Source organism: Pseudomonas sp. AC070, from assembly GCF_979258635.1.
Genome location: NZ_OZ409871.1, coordinates 566,871 through 586,490, shown reverse-complemented (window position 1 = coordinate 586,490; position 19,620 = coordinate 566,871). Strand labels below are relative to the sequence as shown.

11 protein-coding genes are annotated in these 19,620 nt (G+C 61.2%); 9 read left to right on the top strand and 2 right to left on the bottom strand.

Features of this window, described 5'->3' with window-relative positions; genetic code table 11:
* The first annotated feature begins 181 nt into the window (after positions 1 to 181).
* The gene (gene aceE / locus ACZZ0Q_RS02475) at positions 182 to 2,827 is read left to right on the top strand and encodes a pyruvate dehydrogenase (acetyl-transferring), homodimeric type (protein WP_463540200.1); all 2,646 of its coding nucleotides are present in this window, start codon (positions 182 to 184) and stop codon (positions 2,825 to 2,827) included.
* A 12-nt stretch (positions 2,828 to 2,839) separates the two neighbouring features.
* On the top strand, positions 2,840 to 4,492 hold the full coding sequence (gene aceF, locus ACZZ0Q_RS02470) for a dihydrolipoyllysine-residue acetyltransferase (RefSeq protein ID WP_122493281.1): 1,653 nt from the start codon (positions 2,840 to 2,842) through the stop codon (positions 4,490 to 4,492).
* A 225-nt stretch (positions 4,493 to 4,717) separates the two neighbouring features.
* On the opposite strand, the gene ACZZ0Q_RS02465 is transcribed toward aceF, so the two are convergent.
* Positions 4,718 to 5,209 (bottom strand): hypothetical protein, encoded by a 492-nt coding sequence (locus ACZZ0Q_RS02465; RefSeq protein ID WP_463542251.1) that lies wholly within the window; start codon positions 5,207 to 5,209, stop codon positions 4,718 to 4,720.
* Positions 5,210 to 5,316: 107 nt separating this feature from the next.
* On the opposite strand from ACZZ0Q_RS02465, the gene ACZZ0Q_RS02460 reads away from it, so the two are divergent.
* The 4 genes from ACZZ0Q_RS02460 to ACZZ0Q_RS02445 all read left to right on the top strand — a co-directional run bounded on the left by ACZZ0Q_RS02460 (position 5,317) and on the right by ACZZ0Q_RS02445 (position 11,288).
* Positions 5,317 to 8,013, top strand: coding sequence for a putative bifunctional diguanylate cyclase/phosphodiesterase (locus tag ACZZ0Q_RS02460; protein WP_463540201.1), 2,697 nt, complete (start codon positions 5,317 to 5,319; stop codon positions 8,011 to 8,013).
* 84 nt (positions 8,014 to 8,097) lie between these two features.
* The gene (gene msrA, locus ACZZ0Q_RS02455; RefSeq protein ID WP_463540202.1) at positions 8,098 to 8,742 is read left to right on the top strand and encodes a peptide-methionine (S)-S-oxide reductase MsrA; all 645 of its coding nucleotides are present in this window, start codon (positions 8,098 to 8,100) and stop codon (positions 8,740 to 8,742) included.
* 173 nt (positions 8,743 to 8,915) lie between these two features.
* Positions 8,916 to 9,935 (top strand): TRAP transporter substrate-binding protein, encoded by a 1,020-nt coding sequence (locus ACZZ0Q_RS02450; RefSeq protein WP_463540203.1) that lies wholly within the window; start codon positions 8,916 to 8,918, stop codon positions 9,933 to 9,935.
* An 84-nt stretch (positions 9,936 to 10,019) separates the two neighbouring features.
* A complete protein-coding gene (locus ACZZ0Q_RS02445; RefSeq protein WP_463540204.1) occupies positions 10,020 to 11,288 on the top strand; it encodes an HD-GYP domain-containing protein in 1,269 nt (422 codons plus the stop codon).
* Between the two features lie 49 nt (positions 11,289 to 11,337).
* Here ACZZ0Q_RS02445 and ACZZ0Q_RS02440 read toward each other — a convergent pair whose 3' ends face one another.
* Entirely contained in the window at positions 11,338 to 12,174 is an 837-nt protein-coding gene (locus ACZZ0Q_RS02440) for a 23S rRNA (adenine(2030)-N(6))-methyltransferase RlmJ (protein WP_122493286.1), read from the bottom strand.
* Positions 12,175 to 12,350: 176 nt separating this feature from the next.
* Here ACZZ0Q_RS02440 and ACZZ0Q_RS02435 point away from each other — a divergent pair, with 176 nt between their 5' ends.
* From ACZZ0Q_RS02435 to mscK, 3 genes are all read left to right on the top strand, one after another.
* Positions 12,351 to 14,153 (top strand): acyl-CoA dehydrogenase, encoded by a 1,803-nt coding sequence (locus ACZZ0Q_RS02435; protein WP_463560258.1) that lies wholly within the window; start codon positions 12,351 to 12,353, stop codon positions 14,151 to 14,153.
* Positions 14,154 to 14,389: 236 nt separating this feature from the next.
* A complete protein-coding gene (locus ACZZ0Q_RS02430; protein ID WP_463540205.1) occupies positions 14,390 to 16,135 on the top strand; it encodes a potassium/proton antiporter in 1,746 nt (581 codons plus the stop codon).
* Between the two features lie 34 nt (positions 16,136 to 16,169).
* Positions 16,170 to 19,496: a mechanosensitive channel MscK gene (mscK, locus tag ACZZ0Q_RS02425; RefSeq protein ID WP_463540206.1), complete on the top strand. Its 3,327-nt coding sequence runs from the start codon at positions 16,170 to 16,172 to the stop codon at positions 19,494 to 19,496.
* Positions 19,497 to 19,620: the final 124 nt, after the last annotated feature.

Sequence of the window (19,620 nt, the reverse complement as noted above, 5' to 3'; positions counted from 1 at the left end):
ACAATGTAGTTTTACTACTAAAGAATGTGTCCCAAGGGCTGAAACCTCCGTCGATTTGTAGTAAAACTACACGCGGCCGGTCCTACCTCCGGTAAATCCAAGAATTCACGTGCCCGCCCAAAAGGCCGGCAACGAACACAAGGTTTTCGATTCTGGAAGCCTTTCCGCCATGGAGCAAGCCATGCAAGACCTCGATCCCGTCGAAACCCAGGAATGGCTGGACGCGCTTGAATCCGTCCTAGACCGTGAAGGTGAAGACCGTGCTCATTACCTGATGACCCGTATGGGCGAACTGGCCACCCGCAGCGGTGCGCAACTGCCCTACGCCATCACCACGCCGTACCGCAACACCATCCCCGTGACCCACGAAGCACGCATGCCTGGCGACCTGTTCATGGAACGCCGCATTCGCTCGTTGGTACGTTGGAACGCCCTGGCGATGGTGATGCGCACCAACCTGCGCGATTCGGACCTGGGCGGCCACATCTCCAGCTTCGCCTCCAGCGCCACGCTGTACGACATCGGCTTCAACTACTTCTTCCAGGCCCCGACCGACGAACACGGCGGCGACCTTATTTACTTCCAGGGCCACGCCTCGCCAGGCGTTTACGCCCGCGCCTTCATGGAAGGCCGCATCAGCGAAGACCAGATGAACAACTTCCGCCAGGAAGTGGACGGTAACGGCCTGTCGTCGTACCCGCACCCATGGCTGATGCCCGATTTCTGGCAGTTCCCGACTGTATCCATGGGCCTTGGCCCGATTCAGGCGATCTACCAAGCACGCTTTATGAAATACCTGGAAAGCCGTGGCTTCATTCCGGCTGGCAAGCAGAAAGTCTGGTGTTTCATGGGCGACGGCGAGTGCGACGAGCCGGAATCGCTCGGCGCCATTTCCCTGGCTGGCCGCGAAAAACTCGACAACCTGATCTTCGTCATCAACTGCAACCTGCAGCGCCTCGACGGCCCAGTGCGCGGTAACGGCAAGATCATTCAGGAACTCGAAGGCGTGTTCCGCGGCGCCCAGTGGAACGTGAACAAAGTGGTCTGGGGCCGCTTCTGGGATCCACTGCTGGCCAAAGACACCGACGGCATCCTGCAACGCCGTATGGACGAAGTCATCGACGGCGAGTACCAGAACTACAAAGCCAAAGACGGCGCGTTCGTACGCGAACACTTCTTCAACTCGCCAGAACTCAAGGCGATGGTTGCCGACCTTTCCGACGACGAAATCTGGAAGCTCAACCGTGGCGGTCACGACCCGTACAAGGTGTACGCGGCCTACCACCAGGCGGTTAATCATAAAGAGCAGCCAACCGTCATTTTGGCCAAGACCATCAAGGGTTACGGCACCGGTGCTGGCGAAGCCAAGAACACCGCGCACAACACCAAGAAAGTCGATGTCGATAGCCTGAAGAAATTCCGCGACCGCTTCGATATTCCGGTCAAAGACGAAGAGCTGGAAAACCTGCCGTTCTTCAAACCGGAACCCGGCAGTGCCGAAGCCCGCTACCTCAGCGAGCGTCGTTCAGCACTGGGCGGTTTTGTGCCGCAGCGTCGCGCCAAGAGCTTCAGCATTCCGACCCCGCCACTGGAAAGCCTCAAGGCCATTCTGGACGGCAGCGGCGACCGCGAAATCTCCACCACCATGGCTTTCGTGCGCATCCTGTCGCAGCTGGTGAAAGACAAGGAAATCGGTCAGCGCATCGTGCCGATCATCCCGGACGAAGCCCGTACCTTCGGTATGGAAGGCATGTTCCGTCAGCTCGGTATCTACTCCTCGGTCGGCCAGCTCTACGAGCCGGTGGATAAAGACCAGGTGATGTTCTACCGCGAAGACAAGAAGGGCCAGATTCTCGAGGAAGGCATCAACGAAGCCGGCGCCATGTCGTCGTTTATCGCCGCCGGTACTTCGTACTCCAGCCACAACCAGCCGATGCTGCCGTTCTACATCTTCTACTCGATGTTCGGCTTCCAGCGTATTGGCGACCTGGCCTGGGCAGCTGGCGACAGCCGCACCCGTGGCTTCCTGATTGGCGGCACCGCTGGCCGTACTACCCTGAACGGTGAAGGCCTGCAGCACGAAGACGGTCACAGCCACATGCTGGCCGGCACCATTCCGAACTGCCGCACCTATGACCCCACCTACGGCTACGAGCTGGCGGTGATCATTCAGGACGGCATGAAGAAGATGACCGAAGAGCAACAGGACGTCTTCTACTACATCACCGTGATGAACGAGTCCTACGCCCAGCCCGCCATTCCGGCCGGCGTGGAAGAAGGCATCGTCAAGGGCATGTACCTGCTTGAAGAAGACAAGCGCGACGCGGCGCATCACGTGCAGTTGCTCGGTTCGGGCACCATCCTGCGTGAAGTGCGTGAAGCGGCGAAAATTCTGCGCGAGGAGTTCAACATCGGCGCTGATGTCTGGAGCGTCACCAGCTTCAACGAGCTGCGTCGCGACGGCCTTGCCGTTGAGCGCAGCAACCGCCTGAAGCCTGGCCAGAAGCCGAAGAAAACCTACGTCGAAGAATGCCTGGGCGGCCGTAAGGGTCCGGTCATCGCCTCCACCGACTACATGAAGCTGTTCGCTGAGCAGATTCGTCAGTGGGTGCCGGTCAAGGAATACAAAGTGTTGGGCACCGACGGTTTCGGCCGTAGCGACAGCCGCAAGAAGCTGCGTCACTTCTTCGAAGTCGACCGTCACTTCGTGGTGCTGGCCGCTCTGGAAGCTCTGGCAGATCGCGGCGATATCGAACCGAAAGTGGTGGCCGAGGCCATCGTCAAGTTCGGCATCAACCCCGAAAAACTCAACCCACTGGACTGCTAAGGGAGCACAACGATGAGTGAATTAATCCGCGTGCCCGACATTGGCAGTGGCGAGGGTGAAGTCATCGAATTGATGGTCAAGGTAGGTGATCGCATTGAAGCCGATCAAAGCCTGCTGACCCTCGAGTCGGACAAAGCCAGCATGGAAATTCCCGCGCCCAAAGCCGGCGTGGTGAAAAGCCTCAAGGTCAAACTCGGCGATCGCCTGAAAGAAGGCGATGAGTTGCTGGAACTGGAAGTGGAAGGCGCCGAAGCAGCGCCAGCCGCTGCCGAACCAGCGGCTAAGGCTGAAGCCGCTCCGGCTGCCGAGCCTGCCAAAGCCGCCGACCCTGCCCCGGCGCCTGCTGCTCCGGCAGCGGCGGCCAGCAGTTCGGTTCAGGACATCAACGTTCCGGACATCGGTTCCTCGGGCAAAGCCAAAATCATCGAGCTGCTGGTAAAGGTCGGTGACACGGTTGAAGCCGATCAGTCGTTGCTGGTGCTGGAATCCGACAAAGCCAGCATGGAAATCCCCTCGCCGGCTGCCGGCGTAGTGGAAAGCCTGAGCGTGAAGCTGGACGACGAAGTCGGTACCGGCGACCCGATCCTCAAGCTGAAAGTGGCAGGCGCTGCACCGGCTGCCGCGCCTGCTCCAGCAGCAGCGCCGGCCGCTGCTCCGGCCGCCAAAGCCGAAGCCGCGCCCGCTCCTGCCGCTGCACCAGCCAAAGCCGAGGCCGCACCGGCTGCCCCGGCAGCGCCAGCCAAAGACGGCGCCAAAACCCACGCCGGCCCGGCTGTACGTCAGCTGGCTCGTGAATTTGGCGTTGAGCTGAGCGCGGTAACCGCCAGCGGTCCGCACGGTCGTGTGCTCAAAGAAGACGTGCAGGTTTACGTCAAAGCCATGATGCAGAAGGCCAAGGAAGCACCGGCTGCCGGCGCGACCGGTGGCGCGGGCATTCCGCCGATTCCGGAGGTTGATTTCAGCCGCTTTGGTGAAATTGAAGAAGTGCCGATGACGCGCCTGATGCAAGTTGGCGCCACCAACCTGCACCGCAGCTGGCTCAACGTGCCGCACGTGACTCAATTCGACTCCGCCGACATCACCGAGCTGGAAGCTTTCCGCATTGCGCAGAAAGCCGTGGCCGAGAAAGCGGGCGTCAAACTCACCGTACTGCCGCTGCTGCTTAAAGCTTGCGCTTACTTGCTCAAGGAACTGCCGGACTTCAACAGTTCGCTGGCGCCGTCTGGCAAAGCGATCATCCGCAAGAAATACGTCAACATCGGCTTCGCCGTCGACACACCGGATGGCCTGCTGGTGCCCGTCATCAAAGACGTCGACAAAAAGAGCTTGCTGCAACTGGCTGCCGAAGCCGCTGAACTGGCGGAAAAAGCGCGCACCAAGAAGCTCTCGGCCGACGCCATGCAAGGCGCCTGCTTCACCATTTCCAGTCTCGGCCACATTGGCGGCACCGGCTTCACGCCGATCGTCAACGCGCCGGAAGTGGCGATTCTCGGGGTCTCCAAGGCCACCATGCAGCCGGTGTGGGACGGTAAAGCGTTCCAGCCGAAACTGATGCTGCCGCTGTCGTTGTCTTACGACCACCGCGTGATCAACGGCGCGGCTGCCGCTCGCTTCACCAAACGTCTGAGCGACGTGCTGGGCGACATCCGCACCATGCTGCTGTAAGGCTTCAACGTTTCACACTTTCGGGCATGCCACGCTCGTACCTCAGCCCCGCCGTTTGGCGGGGTTTTTTTTGCGTGTTTTTTGGCGGAGACAGAAACCTAATGAAGCCCACCGTCATTCCCGCGCAGGCGGGAATCCAGAATTCTGGATGGGACAAACATTGCGTATCAACGCAAGATTCTGGGTCCCCGCCTTCGCGGGGACGACCGTGTAAAGGCGTGAAGATCAGCCCTTCTGCATATTGCGCAGCAGAAACGACAACGCCTTGGCCAACTGCGCCGCGCCTTGGTGGTCACGGCGAATGGTTAGCCATGGGCTGCCGTCCTGAGGGTTTTTCAAGGTGCAGACCTGCTCGCTCGGCAGGCACTCGTATTTGATGTACGGATCGACACCAAACACCTCGAGCCGCTGATTGCGCACGGCCACGTTTACCCCTTCGGCTTCGCGGGTTTTCTGCTGGATCAGCAGTTCACCTGGCGCACCTACGCTGAGTTGGTACACCTGGTCGCGACGCTCGGCCTGTCCGACCTGAAATGCTGCGCGCACGGCATACGTATCGAGCAGTTCGTTGCTCTGCGCCAACAACGCTTGGCGCTCGTCGCTGGTGAGGTAGAGCTTCTTTAATTCATTGAGGTAGCGTGCCTGTTCGGCACCACTTAACTCTGCCTCTGGCTCTGCCGCCTGCGCGCTAGACGCGGCGAGCAATACCACAGCGATTGCAGGCAATATTCCCAGCCGCCTTGTCAGTCTTGTTCGCATGATGCACCCTTACCGATGAAGTGGCCCTGAGCCACTCGTTCAGCATACTGGAAGCGAGTCTCCCGATGAAAAGCCATACCGATGCCGCCAGCCGTCCGGCGGTCGAGGTTGTGACGCAGTTGCCAGTGCCTTCACGGCTTGGCATGTTGCGTTTCGAGCGGCTTAATGAGGCGAGCTGGACTCTTCTGTTTTTAGACGCCGCGTGCGAGACCCAATTAGGCCTCGCTGCCGGTGAGCTTTGTGGCCTGGTGGGTTCGCCCTACGCCAGCCTCATGGAGCCGGAAGAACGCTACCAGTTGCACGACACCATCCAACTGCAACTCAAAGACAGCCCGCACTACAAAGTGCACTACAAGCTGCACACCCCCATCGGCATGCTGCATCTGGTGGAATTGGGTGAAGCCTTCAAGCAGCACGGCCGCCAACTGTTGCGCGGCTATATATTGCCGGCCGACGAGCCACTGTTCCCCGACCGCCAGCCGCAGCAGTCAGAACTGCAAATCCAGAACAACCGCCTGCAAGCCTCCCTCGAACTGTACCAACGCTCCCAAGAAGAACACCTTCAGCACCTGGTTCGCAGCCGCGCCCAGCAGAGCATGATCGTGCGCCTGGCGCGCCACCGTTACAGCTCGGACAACCAGGTGTTCGAGGCCGCGCAGCTGATTACCAAGGCCGCCTGCGAGACCTTCAGTGTCGCCCGTGCCAGCCTCTGGTACCTGCGCCAGGAACAGCTCGAACCGGTCACGATGTACAGCACCGACATCGGCCAACACGAACTGCCCACCCCAATCAACGCCAGCAAATACCCCCACTACCTCGCCGCCCTCCATAGCGGCCGCGCCATCGATGCCCACAGCGCCATGCGCGACCCACGCACCCGTGAGCTGGCTGAAACCCACCTGCTGCCCCGTGGCGTCAGCGCCATGCTCGATGCCAGCGTACGCGTGGCCGGTGAAGTGGTGGCGGTGTTGTGCCTGGAACACGTGGGCACCGAGCGTGTGTGGCAGGCTGATGAAATTGCTTTTGCCGGCGAGCTCGCCGACCAGTTCGCCCATGCGCTGGTCAACCAGCAGCGACGCAGCGCCAGCAGTGAACTGCAGCTGTTCCGTCGCGCCGTCGAGCAAAGCGCCAGCGCCTTTTTGCTGATCGACCGCGAAGGCATCGTCGAGTACGTCAACCCGAGCTTCACCGCCATCACCCAGTTCAGCCCGGAAGAAGTGCAAGGCCGGCGCTTGTCCGACTTACCGGCGCTGGCGAATCTCAGCGACCTGCTGTTCGACGCCCATTCCAACCTGGCCCAGCAAAACAGCTGGAACGGCGAATTCCGCAGCCGGCGCAAAAGCCTGGAACCCTACTGGGGGCACCTGTCGATTTCCAAGGTGTACGGCGGCGCCGGCGAGCTGACCCATTACATCGGCATTTACGAAGACATCACCCAGAGCAAACTCGCCCAGCAGCGCATCGAGCGCCTGGCCTACACCGACAACCTCACCCGCCTCGGCAACCGCCCAGCCTTTATCCGCAGCATGGAAGAGCGCTTCTCGCGCAACAGCGAGCAGCCCACCAGTTTGCTGCTGGTGGACATCGACAACTTCAAACGCATCAACGACAGCCTCGGCCACCAGACCGGCGACAAACTGCTCATGAGCCTGGCCCGCCGCCTGCGCAACAGCCTCAACGCCAACAACAGCCTCGCGCGTTTCGCAAGTAACGAATTTGCCGTGTTGCTGGACAACTGCGACGTCGCCGAAGGCCAGCGCATTGCCGGGCAAGTGCTGCAAACCCTGGATAAACCGCTGTTCGTCGACAATCAGCTAATCAGCGTCACCGGTTCCGTCGGCCTGGCCTGCGCGCCGCTGCATGGCCAGGACTCCCACACCCTGATGAAGCACGCGGGCCTGGCACTGCATAAAGCCAAGGCCAACGGCAAACACCAGGTGCAGGTGTTCACCGAAGCGCTGAACGCCGAGGCCAACTACAAGCTGTTCGTGGAAAACAACCTGCGCCGCGCCCTGACCCAGAACGAACTCGAGGTGTTCTACCAACCCAAGCTCGACCTGCGCACCGGCCAGCTCACCGGCATGGAAGCGCTGCTGCGCTGGAACCATCCGGAAAAAGGCATGATCAACCCGGACCAGTTCATCAGCGTGGCCGAAGACACCGGCCTGATTATTCCCATTGGCAAATGGGTGGCGCGCCAGGCCTGCCGCATGAGCAAACAGCTGGCCGCGCTCGGCCTGGGCGACATTCAGGTGGCGATCAACCTGTCGCCCAAGCAATTCTCCGACCCCGACCTGGTGGGCTCGATTGCCGACATCCTCCAGGAAGAGCTGCTGCCGCCGCACTTGTTGGAACTGGAACTGACCGAAAGCCTGCTGCTGGAAGCCACCGACGACACGCGCCAGCAGCTCAATCGCTTGAAAAGCCTGGGCCTGACCCTGGCCATGGATGACTTCGGCACCGGCTATTCGTCGCTCAGCTACCTGAAGAAATTCCCCATCGACGTGATCAAAATCGATCGCAGCTTTATCAAAGACATCCCGGAAAATCAGGACGACATGGAAATCACCTCTGCGGTGATCGCCATGGCCCACAACCTCAAGCTCAAAGTCGTGGCCGAAGGCATCGAAACAGCCGCTCAACTGAGCTTCTTGCGCCGACATAAATGCGATATCGGCCAGGGTTACTTGTTCGACCGCCCGATTCCCGGCCGCGACCTGCTCGACAGCCTGCGCCGTTACCCGTGTCGCCCGCAAAACTGAATCGGCTGTAACGTCTCGCCCCGAGCGGACTCTAAACCCACGCGGAACTGCTACGTTTCAATCAACCCCCATCAGGAGCCTGCCATGGTGCTGCGTTCGCAAATTCTCGCCCACAAGCTCGACCTGCCAACCGCCGAGCAAGCCCTGCCCGGCCGTGAAAGCCCGATGCCCGTGCCGGAGAAGCACTTCGTCAACGGCAACCCGCTGCAAGGTCCCTTCCCTGCTGGTATGGAAACCGCAATTTTCGGCCTTGGCTGTTTCTGGGGCGCCGAGCGGCGCTTCTGGCAGCAACCGGGCGTTTATTCCACGGCGGCAGGTTATGCCGGTGGTCACACGCCAAACCCGACTTACGACGAAACCTGCTCGGGCCTGACCGGCCACACCGAAGTGGTGTTGGTGGTGTTTGATCCGAAGGTGACCAGTTACGAGGCGCTGTTGAAAGTGTTCTGGGAAGCACACAACCCAACCCAGGGCATGCGTCAGGGCAATGATGTGGGCAGCCAGTACCGCTCGGCCATTTACGCCACCAGCCCGGCGCAACTCGATGCCGCACTGACCACCCAGGCCGCCTTCCAGAAACAACTGGAAGCCGCCGGCTTTGGCGCCATCACCACGGAAATCATCGAAGCGCCGGCGTTCTACTACGCTGAGGCCTATCACCAGCAGTACCTGGCGAAGAATCCGAATGGTTATTGCGGGCTGGGCGGCACAGGGGTTTGCTTGCTGTAAAACGGGCCGGCTATCGGTCGTTGGTGGCTGCAACCAACGACCGGTTCACGCCCTTGCGAACGTCTAAGTGCGCCTGTAATACGCAACTTGTAGGATGACTCTCTGCCAGCCGTTTCCGCCGTTGCTGCGCGCGCAGCCGCATCGCAAGCGCCTATAAAAAAGAGAGAGTCCGCATGAACACGTTAACCCTCGGGCGCTGCCGCCTGGTTGTAGGTTTCGCCGCGTTATTGAGCTTCGCCAGTGCCGTGCTGGCCGACGACGCGCCAATCGTCATCAAGTTTTCCCACGTAGTCGCTGAAGACACGCCCAAGGGCCAAGGCGCGCTGCTGTTCAAAAAGCTCGCCGAAGAACGCCTGGCCGGCAAAGTCACCGTCGAGATTTACCCCAACTCCAGCCTGTTTGGCGACGCCGATGAGCTGCAAGCCTTGCGCGACAACAAGGTGCAGATTCTCGCGCCCTCGCTGGCCAAGTTCAGCGAGTACAACAAGCAGTTGCAGATTTTTGACCTGCCGTTCCTGTTCGATGACCTCGCTGCCGTCGACCGCTTCCAGCAACGCGCCAAAGGCCGTCAGTTGCTCAGCGCCATGCAGGAACACAACATCACCGGCCTGGCTTATTGGCACAACGGCATGAAGCAGTTGTCGGCCACCAAAGCGCTGAACAATCCGGCCGACGCTAAAGGCCTGGCCTTCCGCATTCAGCCCTCGCCCGTGATCGAAAGCCAGTTCAACGCCCTTGGCGCCACGCCGGTAAAACTGCCGTTCGCCGCCACACTGCAAGCGATGCAAGACGGCAAAGTGCAAGGCACCGAGAACACCTGGTCGAACCTGTACAGCCAGAAATACGCGCCGTTTCAGCCGTACATGACCGAAACCAACCACGGCGTGCTCGACTACATGTTGGTGGCCAATACCAAGTTCTGGTACGCCATTCCGCATGCCACGCGCACTGAGCTGGAAGGCATCATCGAAGAAGTGACCTTTGCCGTGAACAACGCCGCCGAGCAGCAGAACGTCGCCGCGCGCCAGCAGTTGAGCCAGGGCAAAACCCACCTCATCAGCCTCACCGAGCAAGAGCGCAGCACCTGGCGTGCGGCCATGCAGCCGGTTTGGAAGCAGTACGAAAGCGTGATTGGTGCCGACATCATCCACGCTGCCGAACAGGTCAACCGCAAGAGCGCCAACAAGCAATAGCTGGCTGTTAGCCATTAGGCAGGCTGCTTCGCCGGCAAAGGCCGGCTAGACTTAGGCTTTATTGACCCAAGCCTAAGTCTTTGCATGTCCGATTCCCGCAAACAGTACATCGCGCCCGAACAGCTGTGCGTCGGCCTCTTCGTCCAACTGGACCTGGGTTGGTGGGAGCACGACTTCGCCTTCAGCAGTTTCAAAATCAAAGACCAGGCCCAGCTCGACGCGCTGCTTCAGCTGGGCCTGCCGCGTGTGCGTTACGACCCGGCACGCAGCGACTGCGAGCCGCTGCCGCACCCGGACGAACTGCCGCCACCCATCGTTGAAGCGCCGCCCGCCGCGCCGCAGCCGCCCAGCGCCGAAGAGCTGGCCGCCCAGGCCCGCGCCGTAAAGCTAAGCAAACTGCGCAAGCGCCTGGCCGAGGTGGACCGCAAGTTCATCCACACCAGCCAACTGGTCAAAGAACTGACCAAAACCCTGCACCGCGCCCCCGAAGATGTGCTCAAACAAGCCGGCGAAGTGGTGCGCGAATTGGTTGGCACCATGATGGCCGAGGACGGCGTGGTGCTGCACAGCATCAACGGCAAGGCCGCTGAAGATGCCTACTCCCATGCGCTGAACGTGACGGTGCTGTCGATGATGCTCGGCCGCCAGTTGGGCTACGACAGCGAGGCCTGTCATTCCCTGGGCCTCGGCGCGCTGCTGCACGACATGGGCAAGATCGACGTGCCAAGCAAAGTGCTGCTCAAAACCGAACCGCTGAACCGCCCCGAGCTGCAGTTTCTGCAGATGCACACCGAGTTCGGCCGGCGCCGTGGGCAGAAGCTGATGCTCGACGACGACGTGCTGCGCATCATTGCCGAGCACCACGAATACTGCGACGGCAGCGGTTACCCCAACCAATTGCATGAAGCCGGCATTGGCCGCCTTAGCCGCGTGGTGAGCATCACCAACTTTTTCGACAACCTCTGCAACCCGCAGAACCCGCGCGACGCCATCAGCCCCCACGAAGCGCTGGCGCGGATGTTCAAGCAATACAAAGAACGCTTCGACCAGGTGGCGCTGAAAGCCTTTATCCGCTGCATGGGCGTTTACCCGCCGGGCAGCCTGGTGCAGCTTGAGGACGGCCGCTTCGGCCTGGTGCTCGGCATGCACCCAACGTTGCCGTTGAAACCCACGGTGATCGTCTATGAACCGAACGTGCCGAAAACCGAGGCGCTAATCCTCAACCTGGAGCAGGAGCCCGAGCTGGCGATTGCCAAGAGCGTGCGGGCCTCGGAGCTGGATGATGCGGCGCGCGAGTATTTGAATCCGCGGCAGCAGGTGAGTTACTACGTGGATCCGAAGCGGGCGAAATAACGGCGGATTCTCATCCCCCCGCGAACAACCGGACGCTCGCAGCGTTCGCTTATTCCGCAATCAACCAATCTAACCGCCAATTCCCCTCGCTCTGCGCCAAGGTCTTGGCCAGCCACGGCAGCAGTTCTTTCAGCTCCTCCTCCAACCCCCACGGCGCATTGGCAATCACCAGCCCCGAGCCGCTCAGGCGTGTGGCGTCGTCCGGGCTGTGCACGAACAGCTCGGCGCGCAGCAATTTCGGCGCGGTGGATTTGCCCAGGCTTTGGTAGAAACGCTTGAGCTGGCGTTCATCTTTGATGGGGTACCAGATGGCGACGATGGTCTGGCGCATGCGGCCTATGCTTTCGTTCAGCGCGGTGACGCAGCGGTCCAGTTCGTCGCTCTGCTCAAACGGTGGGTCGATCAGCAGCAGCGCACGCTTCTCGGCCACCGGCAGCAAGGCGCGCGGTACATGCCAGCCTTCGCCCAGATGCACAGCCACGCGACGGTCGCCGCGCATGTTTTCTTTGAGCAACTGGCCGTCTTGCGGGTGTTTTTCGTTGAGCAGTACGCGGTCCTGGTCGCGGGTGAGCTGGCGCGCCAGCTCGGGCGAACCGGGGTAATAGCGCAGCTCGCCGTCGGGGTTCATGGCCTTGAGCACGTCGAAGTAATCGTCGGTGCTGGCCGGCAAGTCGTCGGCATTCCACAGCCGGGCAATGCCTTCGAGCCACTCACCGGTGCGGCTCGCTTCATCGCCCTTGAGGTCGTACAAGCCCAGGCCGGCGTGGCTGTCGAGGCACACGAACGGTGCTTCCTTGCGCGCCAGCAGCGCAATGATGCGGCTGATGATCAGGTGCTTGAGCACATCGGCGTGGTTGCCGGCGTGGAAGGCGTGGCGGTAGTTCATGCGAGAAGGTCCTCGGGGCGCGCTGAGGCGGCGAAGTTTACCAGCCCGCCCCGTGCGCATGGCGACTGGGTTTTGCTGCTTTATCACTCCCCTGTATGAAGCTAGGCGCTGCCCGCCGCGCGCAATAGACTCCGGCAACGTTGAATAAAATCGTCCCATCACAACAGGTACGCCGCATGTCCGAGACTCTGCTCAGCTCCCGTAACCTGGCCTTCGAACTCTACGAAGTGCTGGATGCCGAAGCCCTGACCCAACGCGAGCGTTTCGCCGAGCACAGCCGCGAAACCTTCGATGCTGCCATCGACACCGCCCGCAGCATCGCCGAGAACCTGTTCGCGCCGCACTGCCGCAAGAACGACGAGCACGAGCCGCAGTTCGTGGACGGCGCAGCGGTGCTGATTCCGGAAGTAAAACCAGCGGTCGACGCCTTCCTCGAAGCGGGCTTTCTCAATGCCTCGCGCGACTTCGAAGCCGGCGGCATGCAATTGCCGACGCTGCTGTCGCAAGCCTGCTTCTGCCACTTCCAGTCGGCCAACGCGGCGACCACCTCGTACCCGTTCCTGACCATGGGCGCGGCCAACCTGATCGAAAGCTTCGGCACGGAAGAGCAAAAGCAGCGCTTCCTGCAGCCGATGATCGACGGCCGCTTCTTCGGCACCATGGCCCTTACCGAGCCGCACGCCGGCTCTTCCCTGTCAGACCTGCGCACCCGTGCTGAACCGGCGGGCGATGGCAGCTACCGGATCAAGGGCAACAAAATCTTTATCTCCGGTGGCGACCATCCGCTGTCGGAAAACATCGTGCACATGGTGCTGGCCAAGCTGCCCGACGCCCCGCCCGGTGTAAAAGGCATTTCGCTGTTTATCGTGCCCAAGTTCCTGGTTAACGACGACGGCTCGCTGGGCAAACGCAACGACGTGATTCTCGCTGGCCTGTTCCACAAGATGGGCTGGCGTGGCACCACCTCCACCGCGCTGAACTTCGGCGATAACGGCGAATGCGTGGGCTATTTGGTCGGCAAACCGCACGCCGGTCTGTCGTACATGTTCCAAATGATGAACGAGGCGCGCATCGGCGTCGGCATGGGCGCGGTCATGCTCGGCTACGCCGGTTATCTGTACTCGCTCGACTACGCCCGCCAGCGCCCACAAGGTCGCCTGCCCGACGGCAAAGACCCAACCACCGCGCAGGTGGCGATCATCGAACACGCCGACGTGCGCCGCATGTTGCTGACCCAAAAAGCTTACGTGGAAGGCTCGTTCGACCTGGCCTTGTACGCCGCGCGCCTGTTCGACGACACGCAAACCCTGAGCACCGAAGAAGAGCGCAAAACCGCGCTGGAACTGCTCGACCTGCTGACGCCGATTGTTAAATCCTGGCCATCGGACTACTGCCTGAAAGCCAACGAACTGGCGATCCAGATTCTCGGCGGCCACGGCTACACCCGCGAATACCCGGTGGAGCAGTACTACCGCGACAACCGCCTGAACCCGATTCACGAAGGCACCTACGGCATCCAGTCCCTCGACCTGCTGGGCCGCAAGGTTTCGATGAACGGCGGCGCGGCGCTCAAGCAACTGGTGAAGCTGATTCAAACCTGCTGCCAGCGCGCCGAAGCGCATCCATCGCTCAACGCCCTGCGTGAGCCGCTGGAGCATCTGTTGTCGCGCCTGTCGACGGTCACCCTGTCGCTGCTGGGCGACCTGATGCAGGGCAAGGTCAACGAAAGCCTGGCCAACTCGGCGCTGTACTTGAAAGTGTTCGGCCACATGGTTATCGGCTGGCGCTGGCTGGAACAAGCCATTCGCGCCGAAGAAGGCCTGGCCAAAGGCAACGCCCAGGACCACGACTTCTACACCGGCAAACTGCAAGCCGCGCGCTACTTCCTGACCTGGGAAGTACCAAGCATGCACCATGACCTGGCGATTCTGGAGGCCAAGGACGATACGTGCTTGGCGATGCAGGATGCTTGGTTCTAAGGACGCCTCGTTCTGATTTTGTAGGAGCCAGCTTGCTGGCGAACGGCCCGACACCGCTTCGCGAGCAAGCTCGCTCCTACAAAAAGCAACGTAACCGAGTCAGTAAGGATTGCCCCGCCGCACCGCGGGGCTTTTTTTTGACAGGCGCAGGAAAACGCGGGTTAGAATCGTCTGGCATGCCTGGTGCATGCTCTAAGCTATTTTCGATCTAAACCCGTTTACCTGGAGTTCCGCCTTTGGATGCCACTGCCATCAATAGCCTGTTCCTGATCGGCGCATTGCTGGTAGGCGCGAGCATTTTGGTGAGCTCGCTTTCGTCGCGTCTCGGCATCCCGATTCTGGTCATTATCCTGGCGGTTGGCATGATGGCCGGCGTCGACGGCCCTGGCGGCATCAGCTTCAGCAACTACCCCCTCTCCTACTTGGTCGGCAACCTGGCGCTGGCGGTCATTCTGCTGGACGGCGGTTTGCGTACACGGGTGTCGAGTTTCCGGGTGGCGCTGTCGCCGGCGTTGTCGATGGCCACGGTCGGCGTGCTGATTACCACCGGGCTTACCGGCATGGCCGCCGCCTGGTTGTTCAACCTGAACCTGGTGCAGGGCTTGTTGGTGGGCGCGATTGTTGGCTCCACCGACGCCGCTGCCGTGTTTTCCCTGCTCGGCGGGAAAGGCCTTAACGAACGGGTAAACGCTACCCTGGAAATCGAATCCGGTAGCAACGACCCCATGGCGGTGTTTCTCACCGTTACGCTGATCGACATGCTCGCCCGCGGTGAAAATGAATTCGGCTTTGGCCTGTTGCTGCACCTGCTGCGCGAATTCGGCATCGGTGCGGTCGTTGGCCTGGCCGGTGGCTGGGTGGTGCTCAAGCTGGTCAATCGCATTCACTTGGCGCACGGCTTGTACCCGTTGCTGGTGGTCAGCGGCGGCCTGCTGACCTTCGCCCTGACCAACGCCCTGCATGGCAGCGGCATTCTGGCCGTGTACCTGTGCGGCCTGGTGCTGGGCAACAAAGCGATTCGCTCGCGCCACGGCATTCTGCACATGCTCGACGGCCTGGCCTGGCTGGCGCAGATCGGCATGTTCTTGGTGCTGGGTTTGCTGGTTACGCCCCACGACTTACTGCCCATCGCGCTGCCGGCCTTGGCCCTGGCACTGTGGATGATCCTGATCGCTCGGCCGCTGTCGGTGGCCGTGGGCTTGTTCCCGTTCAAGGCCTTCCACGACCGCGAAAAAGTCTTTATCGCCTGGGTCGGCCTGCGCGGCGCGGTGCCGATCATTCTCGCCGTGTTCCCACTGATGGCCGGGCTGGAACATGCGCAGCTGTACTTCAACCTGGCGTTTTTTATCGTGCTGGTGTCGCTGGTGGTGCAGGGCACCAGCTTACCGTGGGTGGCGAAGTGGCTGCGGGTAACGGTTCCGCCGGAGCCAGCGCCCATTTCCCGCGCGGGGCTGGAAGTGCATCCCACCAGCCAGTGGGAGCTGTTCGTTTACCGCCTGGGCGCGGAAAAGTGGTGCATTGGCGCCGCCCTTCGCGAGCTGAATATGCCCGACGGCACGCGCATCGCCGCCTTGTTTCGCGGCACCGAGCTGCTGCACCCCTCCGGTAGTACCACGCTTGAGGCCGGCGACATGCTCTGCGTAGTCGGCCACGAACACGACCTGCCCGCCCTCGGCAAACTCTTCAGCCAGGCGCCGAAACGCGGCCTGGACCTGCGTTTCTTCGGTGACTTCGTGCTCGAAGGCGACGCCGAACTGGCGGCCATTGCAGCGCTGTACGGCCTGAAAGTCGGCGAGGTGGACGGCAGCATGCCGCTCGGGCGCTTTATCGCCCACGAAATTGGCGGCGAGCCGGTTATTGGCGACCAAGTGGAGTGGAATGGCCTGACCTGGACCGTAGCGGCCATGGAAGGGAACAAGATTCGCAAGGTCGGCGTCAAATTCCCCGAAGGCAGCCGCCCCGGCCCCGGCCTGTTCCTCTAAACTGCTCGCTTCCCGAGCCGCACGATTGGCGACCATGTCCCTGCTTCCTACTTCGCTCCGTACCTTTCTTACGGCCAGCTTGCTTGGCCTTGCGCTGGTTGTTCCGTCTTTGCATGCCGCCGAACCACCGAGCAGCGCTGATGTTCAGCGCAACCTCGATGGCCTGGCCGCGCGCAAACTGGCCGAGCCCGATGCCTCGAACATCAAGCAGATTCTGGAAAACACCCTGGAGCTGCTGGCGGAAAAAGGCGACGCCGAAGTTCGCCTGACCCAGCTCAAGCAAAAGCTCGCCGAAGCGCCAAAGCTCACCGCTGACAACCAGCGTGACCTGGCCAAACTCAAAGCCACCCCGCCGGACGCTTTTCGTGAACGCTACGGCGCGCTGAGCATTCCGCAACTTGAACAAAAACTGACCGACCTAAGTACTCAGCTCAGCGACTGGCAGAAAGCCCTGGCGGTCGCCAACAGCGACATTCTCACCGCGCAAACCCGGCCCGAACGCGCCCAGGCAGAAATCAGCAACGGCCAAACGCGCATGCAGGAAATCAGCAACCTGCTGAAAATCGGCAAAGAAGCCAACAAGCCGCTAACGCCTGAACGCCGCGACCAACTGAACGCCGAGCAAGCCGCTCTGGTGGCAAAAATCGCCCTGCGCCGCGCCGAACTGGCCGGCAACAACCTGCTGCAAGACCTCGGCAACGGCCAGCGCGACCTGCTGGTTGAACGCATCGCCCGCGCCGAACAACGCAGCAACGACCTGCAAACCCTGATCAGCGAAAAACGCCGGGCACAGTCGGAAAAAACCTTGGTGGAGTTATCTAAGGAAGCGCAAAACGCGGGCTCCGACAGCGTGGTCGCCCTGGAAAGCGCCGAGAACCTCAAGCTCTCCGACTACCTGCTGCGCGCCACCGACCGCCTCAACGACCTGACCAAAGAAAACCTGCTGACCAAGCAACAGCTCGACAGCGTCAACCAGGCCGACCAGTCGCTGGAAGAGCAAATCAACGTGCTCAAGGGCAGCCTGCTGCTCTCCAAGATTCTCTATCAGCAGAAGGAATCGTTGCCGCAGCTGGCGATGAACAAAGACCTGGCCGACGAGATTGCCGACATCCGCCTGTACCAGTTCAACCTCGACCAGAGCCGCGACCAATACAGCTCGCCGCAAGCTTATGTCGACAGCCTGCTGGCCAAACAGCCGGCCGAACAGGTAACGCCGGAACTGCGCCGCACGCTGCTGGACCTGGCCAACACCCGCGCCGAGTTGCTCGACCGTCTGAGCCGCGAACTCAATGCGCTGCTCAACGAATCGATCACCCTGCAACTCAACCAGAAACAGCTGCAAGCCACGGCCAAAGCCCTGCGCGCCACGCTTGAAGAACAGATGTTTTGGATTCCGAGCAACAAGCCGTTGGACTTTTCCTGGCTGCGCGTGGCGCCACGCTACCTGCAAAGCCAGCTCGCCGACCTGCCTTGGGGCGATGGGCTCAAGCAGCTGTTCGAAGCCCTCGGCGAGCGCCCGTGGTTCTTCCTGCCGCTGGCGTTGGTCAGTGGCCTGCTGATCTGGCAGCGCAGCACCATTTATCGAAAGCTCGGCGAACTGCACGAAGACATCGGCCACTACAAACGTGACAGCCAGCTGCACACGCCACTGGCATTGCTGTTGAACATCTTGCTGGCGTTGCCGGTGTCGCTGCTGCTGGCGTTGGGCGGGCTGGCGCTGCGGGTGGATGCCCGTGGACTGAACGCCGCACTAGGCGGCGCGCTGCTGGAAATGGCCCAGGCCTGGCTGGTGTTCTACACGCTGTACCGGATTCTGGCGCCCGGCGGCATGGCCGAGCTGCACTTCCGCTGGCCGCGCCCGCAGGTGGCGTTTATCAGCAATCAGGTGCGCAAACTGGGGCTGGTGGTCATGGCCCTGGTGGCGGTGGTGAGTGTGGCCGAGCAGCAACCCGCTGCGCTGGCCGAAGACGTCATCGGTATCATCATCGTGCTTGCCTGTTTCTGCCTGATGACCTGGCTGCTGGGCAAATTGCTGCTCACCGAGCCCCTGCGCGAACATGCCTCACCGTTCCGCCTGGTGATTGGTACGGCGTTCACCCTGTTACCGTTTGCGCTGATCATCGCGGTTGGCTTTGGCTACTACTACACCGCGCTGAAACTCACCGACCGACTGATCAACACCCTGTATTTGCTGATCGTCTGGCTGATTATCGAAGCCGCGTTCGTGCGCGGCCTGGCCGTGGCTGCAAGGCGTCTGGCCTATGCCCGCGCCCTGGCCAAGCGCCAGGCGCAGGCCAAGGAGAATGTCGACGGCGAAGAAGTGCCGGTGGAAACCGCGCGGCTGGACATCGAGCAGGTCAACCAACAGTCGTTGCGCCTGATTCGCCTGGCGCTGCTGTCCGGCTTTATCGGCTGCCTGTATTTGGTCTGGGCCGACTTGATCAGCGTGTTCGCCTACCTCGACAACGTCACCCTTTACCAATACGCCGCCGGCACGGGCGCTGCTGCCACGCAAGTGCCGATCAGCCTGCTGGATGTGCTCGGCGCGCTGCTGATCATCGGCGTCACCATCGCCCTGGCCAATAACCTGCCCGGTTTGCTGGAAGTGTTGGTGCTGTCGCGCCTGTCACTGGCGCAAGGCAGCGCGTATGCGACCACCACGCTGCTGTCTTACGCGATTGCCGGCATCGGCATCGTCAGCACGTTGTCGACCCTGGGTGTGAGTTGGGACAAGTTGCAATGGCTGGTGGCGGCGCTGTCGGTCGGTATCGGTTTTGGTATGCAGGCGATATTCGCCAACTTCATTTCCGGCATCATTCTGCTGTTCGAACGCCCGGTGCGTATTGGCGATCTGGTGACCATCGGCACCGTGACCGGCACGGTGAACCGCATCCGCATCCGCGCCACCCACATCACCGACGGCGACCGCAAAGCAGTGATCGTGCCGAACCAGACCATTCTCACCAGCCAGCTGATCAACTGGACGCTGACCGACACCATCACCCGCATCGTGCTGACCTTCAACGTGCAGCGCGGCTCGGACCTGGAGCTGGTACGCAAGCTGATGCTGCAAGCCACCCAGGAAAACTCCCGTGTACTGCGCGACCCTGCGCCCACGGTGCAACTGACCGCCTACGGCGCTAGCACCCTGGACCACGAACTGAAAATTTATGTGCGCGAACTGGGCGACCGTGGCCTGGCCACTGACGAACTGAACCGCCGTATCGACCAGCTGTTCCGCGACAACAACATCAACTCCAGCTCCACGCCGAAGATGGAAATTTTCCTCACCAATGCCGAGGGGAAGGAACATCAGGTGGAAGCGGCTGAGGAAGCGCAAGCGCCGAAACCGGCGCCGTGACATTAAACCTATCGCGGCTAAAGCCGCTCCTACAGTGTCTGTGTAGGAGCGACTTTAGCCGCGATGCTGTTCGGCAGGTTTATTGACCCGTAGCTGGCGATAGCTGTCCAACTGATTTCCGATC

Excerpts from the sequence above, each read along its gene's own strand:
- aceE (WP_463540200.1), top strand. The coding sequence starts at position 182 with ATGCAAGACCTCGATCCCGTCGAAACCCAGGAATGGCTGGACGCGCTT.
- aceF (WP_122493281.1), top strand. The coding sequence starts at position 2,840 with ATGAGTGAATTAATCCGCGTGCCCGACATTGGCAGTGGCGAGGGTGAA.
- ACZZ0Q_RS02460 (WP_463540201.1), top strand. The coding sequence starts at position 5,317 with ATGAAAAGCCATACCGATGCCGCCAGCCGTCCGGCGGTCGAGGTTGTG.
- msrA (WP_463540202.1), top strand. The coding sequence starts at position 8,098 with ATGGTGCTGCGTTCGCAAATTCTCGCCCACAAGCTCGACCTGCCAACC.
- ACZZ0Q_RS02450 (WP_463540203.1), top strand. The coding sequence starts at position 8,916 with ATGAACACGTTAACCCTCGGGCGCTGCCGCCTGGTTGTAGGTTTCGCC.
- ACZZ0Q_RS02445 (WP_463540204.1), top strand. The coding sequence starts at position 10,020 with ATGTCCGATTCCCGCAAACAGTACATCGCGCCCGAACAGCTGTGCGTC.
- ACZZ0Q_RS02440 (WP_122493286.1), bottom strand. The coding sequence starts at position 12,174 with ATGAACTACCGCCACGCCTTCCACGCCGGCAACCACGCCGATGTGCTC.
- ACZZ0Q_RS02435 (WP_463560258.1), top strand. The coding sequence starts at position 12,351 with ATGTCCGAGACTCTGCTCAGCTCCCGTAACCTGGCCTTCGAACTCTAC.
- mscK (WP_463540206.1), top strand. The coding sequence starts at position 16,170 with ATGTCCCTGCTTCCTACTTCGCTCCGTACCTTTCTTACGGCCAGCTTG.